This window comes from Halarchaeum nitratireducens (genome assembly GCF_014647155.1).
Taxonomy (GTDB): domain Archaea; phylum Halobacteriota; class Halobacteria; order Halobacteriales; family Halobacteriaceae; genus Halarchaeum; species Halarchaeum nitratireducens.
Map to the genome: position 1 here is coordinate 80,944 of NZ_BMOQ01000007.1, position 13,790 is coordinate 94,733.

General features: G+C 69.7%; 18 protein-coding genes and 2 tRNA genes. 18 read left to right on the forward strand and 2 right to left on the reverse strand.

Annotated elements, in window-relative coordinates:
* The 14 genes from IEX91_RS12870 (at position 1) to rpsB (ending at position 7,492) form a co-directional block, all read left to right on the forward strand.
* Positions 1–1,308, forward strand: coding sequence for an APC family permease (locus IEX91_RS12870; protein ID WP_188879447.1), 1,308 nt, complete (start codon positions 1–3; stop codon positions 1,306–1,308).
* A gap of 119 nt (positions 1,309–1,427) precedes the next feature.
* A tRNA-Ser gene (locus tag IEX91_RS12875) sits at positions 1,428–1,511 on the forward strand.
* Positions 1,512–1,531: 20 nt separating this feature from the next.
* Positions 1,532–2,047, forward strand: a complete 516-nt coding sequence (locus IEX91_RS12880; RefSeq protein ID WP_188871781.1) for a 30S ribosomal protein S13 — start codon at positions 1,532–1,534, stop codon at positions 2,045–2,047.
* Positions 2,047–2,565, forward strand: coding sequence for a 30S ribosomal protein S4 (locus IEX91_RS12885; RefSeq protein WP_188879449.1), 519 nt, complete (start codon positions 2,047–2,049; stop codon positions 2,563–2,565). Before IEX91_RS12880 ends, IEX91_RS12885 begins: the two co-directional genes overlap by 1 nt.
* Before the next feature lie 4 nt (positions 2,566–2,569).
* Positions 2,570–2,962 (forward strand): 30S ribosomal protein S11, encoded by a 393-nt coding sequence (locus IEX91_RS12890; RefSeq protein WP_188871777.1) that lies wholly within the window; start codon positions 2,570–2,572, stop codon positions 2,960–2,962.
* Positions 2,963–2,971: 9 nt separating this feature from the next.
* Positions 2,972–3,718, forward strand: a complete 747-nt coding sequence (locus IEX91_RS12895) for a DNA-directed RNA polymerase subunit D (RefSeq protein WP_188871775.1) — start codon at positions 2,972–2,974, stop codon at positions 3,716–3,718.
* 144 nt (positions 3,719–3,862) lie between these two features.
* Positions 3,863–3,947, forward strand: a tRNA-Leu gene (locus IEX91_RS12900).
* 36 nt (positions 3,948–3,983) lie between these two features.
* Complete coding sequence (locus IEX91_RS12905) at positions 3,984–4,337, forward strand: 50S ribosomal protein L18e (RefSeq protein ID WP_020221569.1); 354 nt, start codon at positions 3,984–3,986, stop codon at positions 4,335–4,337.
* The gene (locus IEX91_RS12910) at positions 4,334–4,771 is read left to right on the forward strand and encodes a 50S ribosomal protein L13 (RefSeq protein WP_188879451.1); all 438 of its coding nucleotides are present in this window, start codon (positions 4,334–4,336) and stop codon (positions 4,769–4,771) included. Before IEX91_RS12905 ends, IEX91_RS12910 begins: the two co-directional genes overlap by 4 nt.
* On the forward strand, positions 4,765–5,163 hold the full coding sequence (locus tag IEX91_RS12915) for a 30S ribosomal protein S9 (protein ID WP_188879460.1): 399 nt from the start codon (positions 4,765–4,767) through the stop codon (positions 5,161–5,163). The genes IEX91_RS12910 and IEX91_RS12915 overlap by 7 nt, the downstream gene beginning before the upstream one ends.
* A gap of 10 nt (positions 5,164–5,173) precedes the next feature.
* Entirely contained in the window at positions 5,174–5,374 is a 201-nt protein-coding gene (locus tag IEX91_RS12920; RefSeq protein WP_188879462.1) for a DNA-directed RNA polymerase subunit N, read from the forward strand.
* On the forward strand, positions 5,374–5,544 hold the full coding sequence (locus tag IEX91_RS12925; RefSeq protein ID WP_188879464.1) for a DNA-directed RNA polymerase subunit K: 171 nt from the start codon (positions 5,374–5,376) through the stop codon (positions 5,542–5,544). The genes IEX91_RS12920 and IEX91_RS12925 overlap by 1 nt, the downstream gene beginning before the upstream one ends.
* A complete protein-coding gene (gene eno, locus IEX91_RS12930) occupies positions 5,544–6,743 on the forward strand; it encodes a phosphopyruvate hydratase (RefSeq protein ID WP_188879466.1) in 1,200 nt (399 codons plus the stop codon). The genes IEX91_RS12925 and eno overlap by 1 nt, the downstream gene beginning before the upstream one ends.
* Positions 6,740–7,492: a 30S ribosomal protein S2 gene (gene rpsB / locus IEX91_RS12935; protein ID WP_188879467.1), complete on the forward strand. Its 753-nt coding sequence runs from the start codon at positions 6,740–6,742 to the stop codon at positions 7,490–7,492. The genes eno and rpsB overlap by 4 nt, the downstream gene beginning before the upstream one ends.
* A gap of 72 nt (positions 7,493–7,564) precedes the next feature.
* Here the strand turns inward: rpsB and IEX91_RS12940 are convergent, their stop codons facing one another.
* A complete protein-coding gene (locus IEX91_RS12940; protein ID WP_188879469.1) occupies positions 7,565–8,377 on the reverse strand; it encodes a VOC family protein in 813 nt (270 codons plus the stop codon).
* Between the two features lie 87 nt (positions 8,378–8,464).
* Here IEX91_RS12940 and mvk point away from each other — a divergent pair, with 87 nt between their 5' ends.
* Positions 8,465–9,448, forward strand: a complete 984-nt coding sequence (gene mvk, locus IEX91_RS12945; RefSeq protein WP_188879471.1) for a mevalonate kinase — start codon at positions 8,465–8,467, stop codon at positions 9,446–9,448.
* A gap of 49 nt (positions 9,449–9,497) precedes the next feature.
* Positions 9,498–10,232, forward strand: coding sequence for an isopentenyl phosphate kinase (locus IEX91_RS12950; RefSeq protein ID WP_188879472.1), 735 nt, complete (start codon positions 9,498–9,500; stop codon positions 10,230–10,232).
* 12 nt (positions 10,233–10,244) lie between these two features.
* Here the strand turns inward: IEX91_RS12950 and IEX91_RS12955 are convergent, their stop codons facing one another.
* On the reverse strand, positions 10,245–11,204 hold the full coding sequence (locus IEX91_RS12955) for an AEC family transporter (protein ID WP_188879626.1): 960 nt from the start codon (positions 11,202–11,204) through the stop codon (positions 10,245–10,247).
* 211 nt (positions 11,205–11,415) lie between these two features.
* On the opposite strand from IEX91_RS12955, the gene IEX91_RS12960 reads away from it, so the two are divergent.
* Positions 11,416–12,738: an MBL fold metallo-hydrolase gene (locus IEX91_RS12960; RefSeq protein ID WP_188879474.1), complete on the forward strand. Its 1,323-nt coding sequence runs from the start codon at positions 11,416–11,418 to the stop codon at positions 12,736–12,738.
* Positions 12,735–13,781: a geranylfarnesyl diphosphate synthase gene (gene idsA3 / locus IEX91_RS12965; RefSeq protein ID WP_188879476.1), complete on the forward strand. Its 1,047-nt coding sequence runs from the start codon at positions 12,735–12,737 to the stop codon at positions 13,779–13,781. Before IEX91_RS12960 ends, idsA3 begins: the two co-directional genes overlap by 4 nt.
* The last annotated feature ends 9 nt before the right edge of the window (positions 13,782–13,790 follow it).

Genomic DNA, 13,790 nt, shown 5'->3' on the forward strand with positions numbered 1-13,790 from the left:
ATGGGCGAGACGATCGGCTTCTCCGAGTCCGTGTCGCTCGCCGTCGGCGGAATGGTCGGGGGCGGCATCTTCGCCGTTCTCGGCGTCGTCGCGGCGAACGCGCGCACGGCCGCGTGGCTGGCGTTCGTTGCGTCGGGCGCGCTCGCGCTCTGTGCGGGCTACTCCTTCGTCCGCCTGATCGCGGAGAGCGACGACGCCGTCGCCAGTCCGGTCGACCACGTCGCGGAGTTCACCGGGAAGCGGTGGCTCGCCGGCGTGATCGGGTGGGTGTTCACGTTCGGCTACGTCGGCACGATGGCGATGTACGCCTACGCCTTCGGGAGTTACGCGCTCCAGCTCGTCGGTGTCGAGACCGTCCTCGGCATACCCGCGCGACCGCTCGTGTCCGCGCTCGGCGTCGTCGCCTTCGTCGGCCTGAACGTCGTCGGCGCGCGGGCCTCGGGCCGGGCGGAGGACGCGCTCGTCGCCACGAAGGTCGCCATCCTGCTCGTCGTCGGCGTCGCCGGCGTCTACTACGGCTACACGCAGGGCACCCTCCGGAGCGGGCTCCACCACGTCGGCGGCGGCGTCGTCTCCGCGGCCGCCCTCTCGTTCGTCGCCTTCGAGGGGTGGGAGCTCCTCACCTTCGACCTCGACAGCATCGAGGACCCGGAAGCGACGGTCCGGAAGGCGATCTACGTGAGCATCGTGTTCACGACGCTCCTCTACGTGCTCGTCGCCGTCGTCACGACGAACCTGCTCTCCGCGGAGACGATCGCCGCACACGCCGAGACGGCGCTCGCGTACGCAGCGCGTCCGGTCTTCCACGAGGTCGGCTTCGCCCTGATCGCCGTCGCCGCCGTGCTCTCGACGGCCTCGGCGCTGAACGCGACGCTGTTCTCCGCCGCCCGCCTCAGCCAGCAGGTCGCGGACGCCGCGCACAACGTCCCCAAGACTGGCGATGACGAGCGTGTGGCAGCGTCGGTCGGCCACCAGCGGAGCGCGGACCCGGGGACGGAGTCGCCCGTGCGTGCGCTTCTCGTTCTCGGGACGCTCACGGCAGTTCTCACCGTCTACGGGAGCCTCCAGTCGATCACGAGTTTCGCCTCGGGGGCGTTCATCAGTATCTTCGGCGTGATCTCGGCCGTCGCGTACACCAGACGCGACTCGCTCGTGAGCTCGGTCGTTCCGGCCGTCGGCGCGCTCGGCGCCGCCGTCGCGCTGATCGCGCTCTTCTGGCACCTCCACCGCACCGATCCCGACGTGCTCGCCACCGTCGCGACCATCTGGGCGGTCGTCCTCGCCGTCTACTGGCTCCCCCGTCGCTAGCTCACACGGTTCCGGCGTTTCGTGATAGTTAAGTAGGGTCGGGGGCTCGGTGTGAGTGTAGTCACTGTAGGGACGCCGGGTCCCGAGTCCGCTGAGGGCGACAGTAAACCACCGAGCGGGTCGTGGTAGCCTAGCCTGGTCAAGGCGCAGGGTTGCTAACTCTGTGGCTCACCGCCTCCGGGGTTCAAATCCCCGCCACGACGCCTCTCCACACGAGACAATCATGAGCGAAGAACAACAAGAGGAGCCGGACGAGGAGGAGGACATCCGATACTTCGTCCGGATCGGGCAGACGGACCTCGACGGGACGAAGACCGTCGAGCGTGCCCTCTCCGAGATGGACGGCATCGGCCGCCGGGTCTCCCGCGTGGTCGCCGCCAACGCCGACGTGGATCGAACAGCCACGCTCGGCCGTCTCGACGACGAGCCCATCGAGCGCATCGTCGAGGCCGTGGAGAACTTCGCCGACGAAGCTCCAGAATGGCTGGCGAACCGCCGGAACGACTTCTACACCGGCGAGACAGAACACATCACGGGTAACGACGTTTCCCTCACACGGAATCAGGACGTCAATCGGATGCGAATGATCCGATCCTACAAGGGCGTGCGCCACGAGCGCGGACAGAAGGTCCGCGGTCAGCGCACGAAGTCCACCGGACGTACCGAGGGCACCATCGGTGTCAACGTCGAGGCCCTGCAAGAAGAGATGGAAGAAGAAGCCGAGGGGGAGGGTGAATAATGGCGCTTCCCGGTGAGAACACCAAGTTCTACGAGACGCCGAACCACCCCTATCAGGGCGAGCGGATCGCCGAGGAGTCCGATCTCCTCAGCCGCTACGGCCTGAAGAACAAACAGGAGCTCTGGCGCGCGCAGTCTGAACTGCGCTCCTACCGCCGCGAGGCCCGCGAACTCCTCGGTCGCGTGACCGAGGAAGGCGACGAGGGCGAGGAGTTCGTCGCCCGCCTCCGGCGCTACGGGATCCTCGGTGACGCGGACGAGCTGGACGCGGTCCTCTCGCTCGACGTCACCGACGTCCTCGAACGCCGCCTCCAAACGGTCGCCTACCGCAAGGGGCTGGCGAACACGCCGCAGCAGGCGCGGCAGTTCGTCACCCACGGCCACGTCACTGTCGGCGAGAGCCGCGTGACCGCGCCGTCGCGGAAGGTCGCAGTCGCCGAGGAGGACGACGTCGCGTTCGACGAGACGAGCCCGCTGGACGACGAGCTCCACCCGGCTCGCGCCGACAACCAGGAGTAATCCAATGGCAGAGAACGAAGCCGACGACAAGTGGGGCATCGCACACGTGCACGCCTCGTTCAACAACACGCTGCTCACCGTCACCGACGAGACGGGCGCCGAGACGCTGGCCAAGTCCAGCGGCGGTGCCGTGGTGAAGCAGAACCGTGACGAGGCCTCGCCGTACGCCGCGATGCAGATGGCCGAACAGCTCGCCGAAGACCTCAAAGAGCAGGGTATCGAGGGCGTGCACGTCCGCGTGCGCGGCCCCGGTGGCAACCTCCAGCGCAGCCCGGGTCCGGGCGCGCAGGCCACGATCCGAGCGCTCGCTCGCGCGGGCCTCGAGATCGGCCGCATCGAGGACGTCACCCCGATCCCCCACGACGGGACCCGCCCGCCGAAGAACAGCGGATACTAACCACACCACATGGCAACGGACTTCGACGTCGAATTCATCGAAGACACGGAGCGCGAGGCGCGCTTCCTCGTCAGAGGGATCACGCCCGCGTTCGCCAACGGCATCCGCCGGGCCATCCTCGCGGACGTCCCGACGCTCTCCATCGATACGGTGCGGTTCGTGGAGAACTCGAGCGTCCTGTTCGACGAGGTGCTCGCCCTCCGCATGGGGCTCGTTCCGCTGACGACCCCCGAGGGCGAGTTCGACGAGGACGACACCGTCACCCTGGCCATCGACGTGGAGGGCCCGGCCACCGCGTACAGCGGCGACCTGGTCTCGCCGGACCCCCAGGTCGAACCCGCCGACGAGAACATCCCCCTCATCGAGCTGAAGGACGGACAGCGTCTGGAGGCCGAGGCCGAGGCGAAACTCGGCCGGGGACGCGATCACGCGAAGTTCCAGGGCGGTGTGGCCGTCGGCTACCGGCACCTCCAGCACGTCGAGGTCGGTGACGACGCCTCGGAGTACGGTGAAGACGAAGCGCAGATCGTCCGCGGCGTCATCGAGGACGGCGACGAGCTCGTCGCCACCTCGGAGTTCGGCCACGACCTCACGAACCGGTATCCGGGGAAGGAGGTCACGGTCGAGGACGTCCCGAACGCCTTCGTCTTCCACGTCGAGTCCGACGGGTCGATGCCCGTCGACGAACTGGTCCTCCGTGCCGTGGACACGCTGTCCACGCGCGCGGACGAACTACGCGAGAAGGTCAGTCTGTAAGACGACACATGTCCCGCCACCCCACCACCGACGCGCGCTCGACGCCCGTAGCGACGGGTGCGGGTCGCCGGGGGATCGAAAGTCCCTTTACGGGGCGGCGGGAACCATGTGTCGTCGGTAAGACCGCGCCTTCTCAGTGGGCGTGCAGGGATAGCCAAGTTTGGCCAAAGGCGCAGCGTTCAGGGCGCTGTCTCGTAGGAGTTCGCAGGTTCAAATCCTGCTCCCTGCACTCCACACCCCTATACTCTCATCAGGAGCCAGAAGCATGAGCAAGACGAGCCCGAGACTCAGTAGTCTCATCGCCCAACTCAAGTCCGTCGCCCGCGATTCGGGTGCGGACGTGTGGCATGACGTCGCAGACCGGCTGGAGAAGCCGCGATCGACGCACGCTGAGGTGAATCTGAGTCGCATCGAACGGTACGCGAACGAGGACGAAACGGTCGTCGTCCCGGGCAAGGTGCTCGGTTCGGGCGCCCTCCGGAAGTCCGTGACCGTCGCCGCGGTGGACTTTTCGTCCAGCGCGGAGACGAAGATCGAGCACGCGGACGGCGACGTCGTCCAGCTAGCACAGGCAGTCGAACAAAACCCCGAAGGATCTAACGTCCGGGTGATCCGATGAGCGCCGCAGAGTTCGACGCGGACGTCGTCGTCGACGCCCGTGACTGCATCATGGGCCGCGTCGCATCGAACGTCGCGGAGCTCGCGCTCGACGGCCGGACGGTGGCCGTCGTCAACGCGGAGGACGCGGTCATCACGGGCACCGAGGAAGACGTCCTCGGGACGTACCGCAAGCGCGCCGAGCTCGGCTCGGACAGCGGGCCGTACTACCCCAAACGCCCCGACCGCATCTTCAAGCGCGCCGTGCGCGGGATGCTCCCGTACAAGACGGACCGCGGGCGCGAGGCGTTCGAGAACGTCCGCCTCTACGTCGGAAACCAGTTCGACGAGGAGGGCGAGGTGCTCGATGGCACCTCGCTCGATCGCCTCTCGAACATCAAGTTCGTCTCCCTCGGCGAGATCTCCGAGGAGCTGGGTGCTAACAAGACATGGTAACCAACACGAGCGGCAAGAAGAAGACGGCCGTCGCCCGCGCGACGGTCACCGAAGGCGAGGGTCGCGTGCGAATCAACTCGACGCCCGTCGAGCTCGTCGATCCCGAGATGTCGCGTCTCAAGATGCTGGAGCCGTTCCGCATCGCGGGCGAGGACATCCGCGACGAGATCGACGTCGACGTCAGCGTGAGCGGCGGCGGCTACGCCGGTCAGGCCGACGCCGTCCGCACCGCCATCGCTCGCGGCATCGTCGAGTTCCGCAACGACGCCGAGCTCCGCGACGCGTTCATGGAGTTCGACCGTCAGCTCCTCGTCAACGACGCGCGGCGTAAGGAGCCGAAGAAGTGGGGCGGGCCCGGTGCGCGGGCGCGCTACCAGAAGTCCTACCGCTGAGGGATCGATCATGATGGTACCAGTCCGGTGTTTCACGTGCGGCACCGTCATCGGTGAACACTGGGAGGAGTTCAAGGCGCGCGCGGCGAGCAAGGAGGGCGACGAGGACCCCGCAGCGGTCCTCGACGACCTCGGCCTCGACAGACACTGCTGTCGGCGCATGTTCGTCTCGCACCAGGACCTCGTCGACGTGGTCTCACCCTACCAGTAATGCCCGATTTCAACCGCTACGAGAAAGCACGCATCATCGGGGCGCGAGCGCTCCAGGTCTCCTACGGCGCGCCCGTACTGGTCGACACCGACCAGACGGAGCCGATCCTGATCGCCGCCGAGGAGTACGACGCGAACGCGCTCCCGTTCACCGTCCGGAGGGAACAGTAATGACACGCATCGAAACGGTTCGCCTGCGCGCGGTCCTCGACTCGCGCGGCAACAAGACCGTGGAAGCGGACGTGCTCACCGAGTCCGGCGGCTTCGGCCGCGCGGCCGCGCCCTCCGGGGCGTCCACCGGTGAGTACGAAGCCATCGAGCTGCCCGTGAACGAGGCCATCGCGGCGGCCCGCGAGCACGCCGTCCCCCGACTCGAAGGGCGCGTCTACGCCGGCGATCAGCGCGAGGTCGACGAGACCCTGCGCGCGGCCGACGGCACCGCGGACTTCTCGGAGATCGGCGCGAACTCGGCGGTCGCCATCAGCATGGCGGCCTCCAAGGCCGGGGCGGACGTCCTCGGCGCACCGCTCTACCAGCACCTCGGCGGCGCCTTCCGGGGCGGGAACTTCCCGATTCCCCTGGGGAACGTCGTCGGTGGTGGCGAGCACGCCCAGGAGGCCACGGCGATCCAGGAGTTCCTGAGCGCACCCGTCGGCGCGCCGAGCGTGAAGGACGCGGTCTTCGCGAACGCGCGGGTCCACGGCGAGATCGGCTCGCTGCTGGAGGAGCGCGGTACGCCCGCGGCGAAGGGCGACGAGGGCGCGTGGGCCCCCTCGATCTCGGACGCGGAAGCGTTCGAGCTCGTCGAGGAGGCCGTCGAGACGGTCGCGGACGACGTCGGCTTCGACATCAAGTTCGGTCTCGACATGGCGGCGGCAGAGACCTTCGAGGACGGTGAGTACGTCTACGGTGACGAGGTCCGCTCTACCGAGGAGCAGATCGACTACGTCGCCGGACTGGTCGACGAGTACGACCTCGCGTACGTCGAGGACCCGCTCGACGAGGACGCCTACGAGGCGTTCGCGGACCTCACCGACCGCGTCGGCTCGCAGACGCTGATCTGCGGCGACGATCTGTTCGTCACGAACGTCGAGCGCCTCGAAGCGGGGATCGACGTCGATGCGGCGAACAGCATCCTCATCAAGCCGAACCAGATCGGCACTCTCAGCGACGCCTTCGACGCCATCGAACTCGCCACCCGGAACGGCTACGAGACGGTCGTCAGCCATCGGAGCGGCGAGACGGAGGACACGACGATCGCACACCTCGCCGTCGCGACCGACGCCCCGTTCATCAAGACGGGCGCGGTCGGAGGCGAGCGCACTGCCAAGCTGAACGAACTCATCCGCATCGCGGACGAGGCACTATGAGCGAGCACGAAGACAGCGAGGCCGAACTCGAGGACGCCCCCGAGGCGGACGCGGAGTCCGAGGCGACCGACGTCGAGGTCGACGTCGAGGCGGACGCCGCCGACGACGCCGACGCCACGGAGGCCCCCGAGCCGGCCGCAGGGACGGAAGACGTAATGCCAGACGAGGACGCCGACCTCCTCATCCCGGTCGAGGATTACCTCGCCGCGGGTGTCCACATCGGCACACAGCAGAAGACGAAGGACATGGAGCGGTTCATCCACCGCGTGCGGACGGATGGCCTCTACGTCCTCGACGTCTCGCGCACGGACGAGCGCATCCGCACGGCCGCGGACTTCCTCGCCAACTACGACCCCGAGCAGGTCCTCGTGACCTCCTCGCGTCAGTACGGTCGCTTCCCCGCGGAGAAGTTCGCGGACGCGGTCGGTGCGCGCGCCCGGACGGGTCGCTTCATCCCGGGGACGCTGACGAACCCGCAGTACGACGGCTACATCGAGCCGGACGTGCTGGTCGTCACGGACCCGATCGGCGACAGCCAGGCGGTCAAGGAAGCGATCACGGTCGGCATCCCGGTCATCGCGATGTGCGACTCGAACAACTCCACGAGCAACGTCGACCTCGTCGTTCCGACGAACAACAAGGGTCGACGCGCGCTCTCGGTCGTCTACTGGCTGCTCGCGAACGAGGTCCTCGACAAGCGCGGCGCCGAGCCGTCCTACAGCCTCGAGGACTTCGAGAGCGAGATCTAACGCCGACGACTCTTCCTTTCGAAGACTCCCGGTCGAGAGTGGCGACGCTGTCGCGCGTGTCCGCGTCGGTCGTCAGCGCTCGAGGACGCCGAGTCGGGTGTCGAAGCCGTCGACGAAGCGGACGCGCTTGCCGAAGAGGGTGCGCCCGCCGTGGAGCGGGTGGTGGGCGGCGGCGTCGGAGACGTCCCCGCTGAGGAGGACGGTCGCAGGGCAGGCCCCGAAGCGCTCGACGCGCTCGCGGACGGGGCCGCCGCTCGGTTCGCAAAGGACGACGTCTTGGCCGGGGAAGGCCGCGAGGTCGCCGAACGTGTCGTCGTCGTCGCGCTCGGGTGCGGGGAGTCGATAGAGATCGGTGAAACGCGCGATCGCGCCGTCGAGGTCGTCGACGGCGACGACGACGCGGCCGATCCCGGAGAGCGGCGACCCGTAGAGGGCGCTGTCGGGAACGCGGTACTCGCGCGGTGTCCGATCGGAGACGACGAAGGGGAGCGGGGAGTCGGGACCGCCGAGGAAGCCGACGTCCCACTCGGCGACGCCGCGGTCGGTCTCGCGGCGCTCGCGCAGGGGGCCCCGGACGGTGACGTCGTGGCTGATCGCGCGCTGGAGTTCGCTGTGGACGCTCCCGGCGTCGACGCCCCACGCGCAGGGACCGGCGTCGGCGGCGACGAACGCGGGCCAGTGGCCGTCGTCCGGATCGATGTCGGCGCCGGCGGGAGCGAGGAGTTCGAGCGCGGAGCCGTCCGGGAGGACGATCATCGCGGTCTCCGTCCCGGTCTCGGCGTGCTCGCCGCCGTACTGGGGGGCGAAGCCGGCGTTCTCGAAGCGCTCGACGAGCGCGTCGAGGTCGGGGGCGACGAACGGCACGTGGTCGATGACGGGTCGCATACCGCCGCTTGGCCGCCGTCGGGCATAGGTGGCGTGACCGGCCCCGAAGCGAAAGGGTACTTACGCGCGGCCGCCGCGTGTTCGGGTATGCCGACGAGTTCGAGCGCCCCGGGGAAGGTGTACCTCTTCGGGGAGCACGCGGTCGTCTACGGCGAGCCCGCGGTGCCCTGTGCGATCGAGCGGCGCGCGACGGTGACGGTCGCGGAGCGCGGCGACGACCGACAGCGCGTGAGCGCGGCGGACCTCACGCTCGACGGGTTCACCGTCGAGTACGGGGCGAGCGACGACGCGCCCGACGTGGACGTGCCGACGCCGCTCGTCGAGGCCGCGATGGGGTACGTGGACGCCGCGATGGCGACGGCACGGGACGCGGCCGACCGCCCAGACGCCGGCCTCGACGTCACGATCGAGAGCGACATCCCGCTGGGCGCGGGACTGGGGTCCTCGGCCGCGGTCGTCGTCGCGGCGATCGACGCCGCGACGCGTGAGCTCGGCGTCGACCTCGCCCCGGAGGCGATCGCCGAGCGCGCGTACGAGGTCGAGCGGGACGTGCAGAGCGGCGAGGCCTCGCGGGCGGACACCTTCTGCTCGGCGGTGGGCGGGGCCGTCCGCGTCGAGGGGTCGGACTGCCGGACGCTGGCGACGCCCGATCTCCCGTTCGTCGTGGGGTACGACGGGACGAGCCACGACACGGGCGAACTCGTCGCGGGCGTGCGCGCGCTCCGCGAGGAGTACGACTTCGCGCGCGATACCGTCGGCTCCATCGGCGACCTCGTTCGCCGGGGTGAGGAGGCGCTCCGCGAGGGCGACGTCGCCGAACTCGGGCGACTGATGGACGTGAACCACGGGCTGCTCGCGGCGCTCGGCGTCTCCGCGCGCTCGCTCGACGAGATGGTCTGGGCGGCCCGCGAGGGCGGCGCGGCGGGTGCGAAGCTGACCGGCGCGGGCGGCGGCGGCTGTATCGTCGCGCTCGACGACGGCGCGGGTGCGGAGACCGCACTCTCGCTCACGCCGGCGTGCGACGAGTCGTTCCGCGCCGAGCTCGCCACCGACGGGGTGCGCGCCGAATGAGCGGCGTCGAGCGCGCTGTCCCGCACTCGCCGCGTCGGGGGGGATCGCCGTGACCGTCGTCCTGAAACTCGGCGGGAGCGTCGTCACCGAGAAGGACACGCCCGACACCGTCGACGGTCCCGCGCTCGCGGACGCCGCGGACGCGATCGCCGCGTCGGGGGTCGACGACCTCGTCCTCGTCCACGGCGGGGGGTCGTTCGGCCACCCCCACGCGGCCGCCCACGGCGTGTCACGGGCCGACGGGACGCGCGAGGCGACGGCGATCAGGGAGATCCACGGGGCGATGCGGACGCTGAACGACGCCGTCTGTGACGCGCTCTGCGATCGCGGCGTGTCCGCCGTCCCCCACCACCCCCACTCCGCGGGCGTCCGGGACGCGGACGGGACGCTCTCGCTTTCGGTGGACGCCGTCGCCGCGAAACGCGACGAGGGGTTCGTCCCGGTGCTCCACGGCGACGTCGTGACGCACGTCGGCGCGGGCGCGACGGTCGTGAGCGGCGACGAGCTCGTCGTCGCGCTCGCGGACGGCCTCGACGCCGAACGGGTCGGCGTCTGCTCGACCGTCTCCGGGGTGTTGGACGACGAGGGGGCGGTCATCCCCGCGATCGAGAACTACGCGGACGTCGAGCGCTATCTCGGCGGAAGCGACGACACGGACGTCACGGGCGGCATGGCCGCGAAGGTCCGCGCGCTCCTCGGGCTCCGCGCGCCCGCGTCCGTCTTCGGCCCCGACGCCGTCGGCGACTTCCTCGACGGCGAGACGCCGGGGACGGTGATCCGCTAAGGGCGACAGCGCTCAGAAGAGGAGCCCCTGCCGGATCGCGGCGACGAGGCCGGTGAGGACGACGACGCTCGCCACCGTCGTGACGAAGATGACGGTGCTCATGTACTCGGCGACGTCGACGGCCTCGTCGGCGCTCGCGCTCCGATAGGCGATGACGAGCGCGAGCGGCGTCACGGCGGCCGGCGTCGCACATTCGAGGACGAAGACGTTGGCGACCGCCGGGTTCGTGAATCCGACGGCGAGCGCGATCACGACCCCGACGAGCGGCGCGACGCCGAGTTTGAGAGCGGTGGGGAGCGCCGTCGGACGGAGGTGACCGAGGTCGACGTCGGCGAGCTGGATGCCGACGACGGTGAGCATGAGTGGAACGGCGGCCGAACCGACGCTGTCGACCGTCGTCATGAACGTCCCATCGACGGGGGGGACGAGGCCGAGGACGCGGACGAGCGCCGCGGCGGCGACGGCGTAGACGAGCGGGAGGCGGACGACCTCGCGGAGGGCGCTCGTCGCGCCGGCGGCGTCCCCCTCGCGCGCGGAGACGACGTAGACGCCGAGGGTGTAGAGGACGACGCTTTGGACGGTGAGGAAGACGGTCGCGGTGGTCCGCCCGAGGTCGCCGAAGACGAACGCGGAGAGCGGGATCCCGACGAACCCGGAGTTGGGGAACGCGCTGGCGAGCACGACGCCGGAGAACAGCGTCTCGGGGACGTCGAGGAGGTGACCGGCGGCGAACGCGAGCGCCATGAGCCCGAGGAGGTAGGCGACGACGGCGACGACGAGGGAGACGACCGCGTCCCCGCCGAGGGTCGTCGTGGCGATGCCGTGGAAGACGAGCGCCGGGAGGAAGAAGTTGAGCGCGACGGTGTTGAGCGGGCCGACGGCGACGTCGGTGGCGCGTCCGATGGCGTAGCCGACGGCGGCGATGGCGACGATCGGGAGGATCGCCGACACGAACGCACCGAGGAGCGTCACGGGCGTCTCACCGCCGCTCGGGCGGCGTCGATGCGGGTCGCGTGGGGAGAGCGGCACACGCCGACCCGTACCGGCCGCCGACGCAAAGCCCCTTCCGAAACGCGCCGCCGAGAGACGGGACCACACCGGCCGGTGACCCCGGCGCTTTTGTCGCGGTCGGTCCTACGTACCGACGGTAGCGAGACGCTCGCGCCGGACGAGGAGCAACCGAATGGACATCGAAATCGTGGCGGTCGGGGGGTACGAGGAGGTCGGCCGGAACATGACGGCGGTCCGTGTCGGGGACGACGTCGTCGTCTTCGACATGGGCCTCGACGTCGCGCCGGTCGTCCGCGAGGGGATCGACGTCGAGCACGCCGGGCGACGCGAACTGATCGACGCCGGCGCGATTCCGGACGATAGCGTCGTCGCCGACCTCGACGGAGAGGTGTGTGCGATCGTCTTCTCGCACGGCCACCTCGATCACGTCGGGGCGGCCGGCGTCCTCGCGGAGCGCTACGACGCCCCGCTGATCGCGTCGCCGTTCACCATGGAGATCCTGAAGGGCGAACTCGACCCGGGATACGACGGCGACCTCGTGACGATGGCGGCCGGGGAGGTGACGCCGCTCGGCGACGACCTCGACTTGGAGTTCGTCCACGTCACGCACTCGACCGTCGGCGCGGTGAACCCCGTGTTGCACACGCCCCGCGGTGCGATCGTCTACGGACTCGACAAACGCCTCGACCACGACCCGGTCCTCGAAGCGCCGATCGACATGGTGCGTTTCGCCGAGCTCGGCGAGGCGGGGGTCCTCGCGTACGTCGAGGACTGCACGAACGCGGGTCGTTCGGGTCGCACGCCCGGCGAGGCCGTCGCCCGCGCTCGCGTCCGTGACGTCCTCGGGAGCGTCGCGGACGCGCCGGGCGTGATCGTCGCCTCGACGTTCGCCAGTCACGTCGCGCGCGTCTCCAGCGTCGTCGAGGCCGCCCGTGAGATCGGACGAGAGGCGATCCTCCTCGGGCGATCGATGGCGACCTACGCGCGGACGGCCGCGCACTTCGACTATCCGGGCTTCGGGGACGTCGAGGCGCACGGGACGCGCGTCGGTATCGAGCGCGCCCTCCGTCGCGTCCGTACCGAGGGCCGCGACTCGTTTCTGCTGCTCGCCACCGGCCATCAGGGCGAGCCGAACGCCGTCCTCCCCCGTCTCGCCCGCGGGGACGGCGCCCTCGCCCTCGGGGCGGGCGACGTCGTCGTGTTCGGCGCTCGCGTGATCCCCGACCCGGTCAACCGCCGCCAGCGGGCGACGCTCGATCGCCGGCTGGCTCGGCGCGGGGTCGAGGTGCACGAGGACGTCCACGTCTCCGGTCACCTCAGCGCCGCGGGCCACCGCCGGATGCGCCGCACGCTCGAACCCCGTACCCTTATCCCTGCCCACCAGTCAGTAGGAGGTATCGAACGGTACGTCGCCCTCGCCGAAGCCGACGGATACGAGCGCGGCGAAGACGTCCACGTCGCTCGAAACGGAACCATCATCCAACTCTCGTCATGAACCAGAACACGCGCGAAGACACGGTGCTGTCCGCCATCGAGGACCGACGCGAACGCGTCAACGACGCGATCGACGAGGAGCTACCCATGGCCGAACCCGAACGGCTCTACGAGGCATCGCGCTATCTCCTCGAGGCCGGGGGCAAACGCCTCCGCCCGACCGTCTCCCTGCTCGTCGCGGAGGCGCTCGCCGACGTCGAACCGCTGAGCGAGCCGTACGACGACTTCCCGGCGCTCGACGAGACGACGGTCGACGTCATGGCGGCCGCCGTCTCCATCGAGATCATCCAGTCGTTCACCCTCATCCACGACGACATCATGGACGACGACGACCTCCGCCGCGGCGTCCCGTCCGTCCACCGCGAGTACGACGACGAGACCGCGATCCTCGCCGGCGACACGCTCTACTCGAAGGCCTTCGAGATCATGCTCCGGACCGACGCCGAGCCGACCGCGAGCCTCGACGCCATCGACTGTCTCGCTCGCACCTGTACGCGCATCTGCGAGGGCCAATCCCTCGACGTGGACTTCGAGACGCGCCCCGACGTCGACACCGGAGCGTACCTCGACATGGTCGAGCGCAAGACCGCCGTCCTCTACGGCGCCGCCGCGAGCGTTCCCGCCATCGTCGTGGGGGCCGACGACGAGGTCGTCGACGCGCTCTACCGGTACGGCGTCAACGCCGGCAAGGCCTTCCAGATTCAGGACGACGTCCTCGATCTGACCGTCCCCTCCGAGCAACTCGGCAAGCAGCGCGGGAGCGACCTCGTCGAGAACAAGCGCACGATCATCACCGTCCACGCCCGCGACCACGGCGTCGCGGTCGACGACCTCGTGGACGCCGACGACCCCGAGGACGTCACCGACGCCGACATCGACGCCGCCGTCGCCGAACTCGAGGACGCTGGCAGCATCGACTACGCTCGCGATCTCGCCGCCGATCTCACCGCACAGGCGAAGGCCGAACTCGACGTCCTCCCCGACAACGAGGCACGATACCTCCTCCGGGAGATCGCCGACTACCTCATCGAACGCGGCTACTGACCGGCCGTT

Excerpts from the sequence above, each read along its gene's own strand:
- idsA3 (WP_188879476.1), top strand. The coding sequence starts at position 12,735 with ATGAACCAGAACACGCGCGAAGACACGGTGCTGTCCGCCATCGAGGAC.
- IEX91_RS12940 (WP_188879469.1), bottom strand. The coding sequence starts at position 8,377 with ATGCGACCCGTCATCGACCACGTGCCGTTCGTCGCCCCCGACCTCGAC.
- IEX91_RS12915 (WP_188879460.1), top strand. The coding sequence starts at position 4,765 with ATGGTAACCAACACGAGCGGCAAGAAGAAGACGGCCGTCGCCCGCGCG.
- IEX91_RS12870 (WP_188879447.1), top strand. The coding sequence starts at position 1 with ATGGGCGAGACGATCGGCTTCTCCGAGTCCGTGTCGCTCGCCGTCGGC.
- IEX91_RS12895 (WP_188871775.1), top strand. The coding sequence starts at position 2,972 with ATGGCAACGGACTTCGACGTCGAATTCATCGAAGACACGGAGCGCGAG.
- IEX91_RS12890 (WP_188871777.1), top strand. The coding sequence starts at position 2,570 with ATGGCAGAGAACGAAGCCGACGACAAGTGGGGCATCGCACACGTGCAC.
- IEX91_RS12885 (WP_188879449.1), top strand. The coding sequence starts at position 2,047 with ATGGCGCTTCCCGGTGAGAACACCAAGTTCTACGAGACGCCGAACCAC.
- mvk (WP_188879471.1), top strand. The coding sequence starts at position 8,465 with ATGCCGACGAGTTCGAGCGCCCCGGGGAAGGTGTACCTCTTCGGGGAG.
- rpsB (WP_188879467.1), top strand. The coding sequence starts at position 6,740 with ATGAGCGAGCACGAAGACAGCGAGGCCGAACTCGAGGACGCCCCCGAG.
- IEX91_RS12910 (WP_188879451.1), top strand. The coding sequence starts at position 4,334 with ATGAGCGCCGCAGAGTTCGACGCGGACGTCGTCGTCGACGCCCGTGAC.
- eno (WP_188879466.1), top strand. The coding sequence starts at position 5,544 with ATGACACGCATCGAAACGGTTCGCCTGCGCGCGGTCCTCGACTCGCGC.
- IEX91_RS12905 (WP_020221569.1), top strand. The coding sequence starts at position 3,984 with ATGAGCAAGACGAGCCCGAGACTCAGTAGTCTCATCGCCCAACTCAAG.
- IEX91_RS12925 (WP_188879464.1), top strand. The coding sequence starts at position 5,374 with ATGCCCGATTTCAACCGCTACGAGAAAGCACGCATCATCGGGGCGCGA.
- IEX91_RS12960 (WP_188879474.1), top strand. The coding sequence starts at position 11,416 with ATGGACATCGAAATCGTGGCGGTCGGGGGGTACGAGGAGGTCGGCCGG.
- IEX91_RS12920 (WP_188879462.1), top strand. The coding sequence starts at position 5,174 with ATGATGGTACCAGTCCGGTGTTTCACGTGCGGCACCGTCATCGGTGAA.
- IEX91_RS12880 (WP_188871781.1), top strand. The coding sequence starts at position 1,532 with ATGAGCGAAGAACAACAAGAGGAGCCGGACGAGGAGGAGGACATCCGA.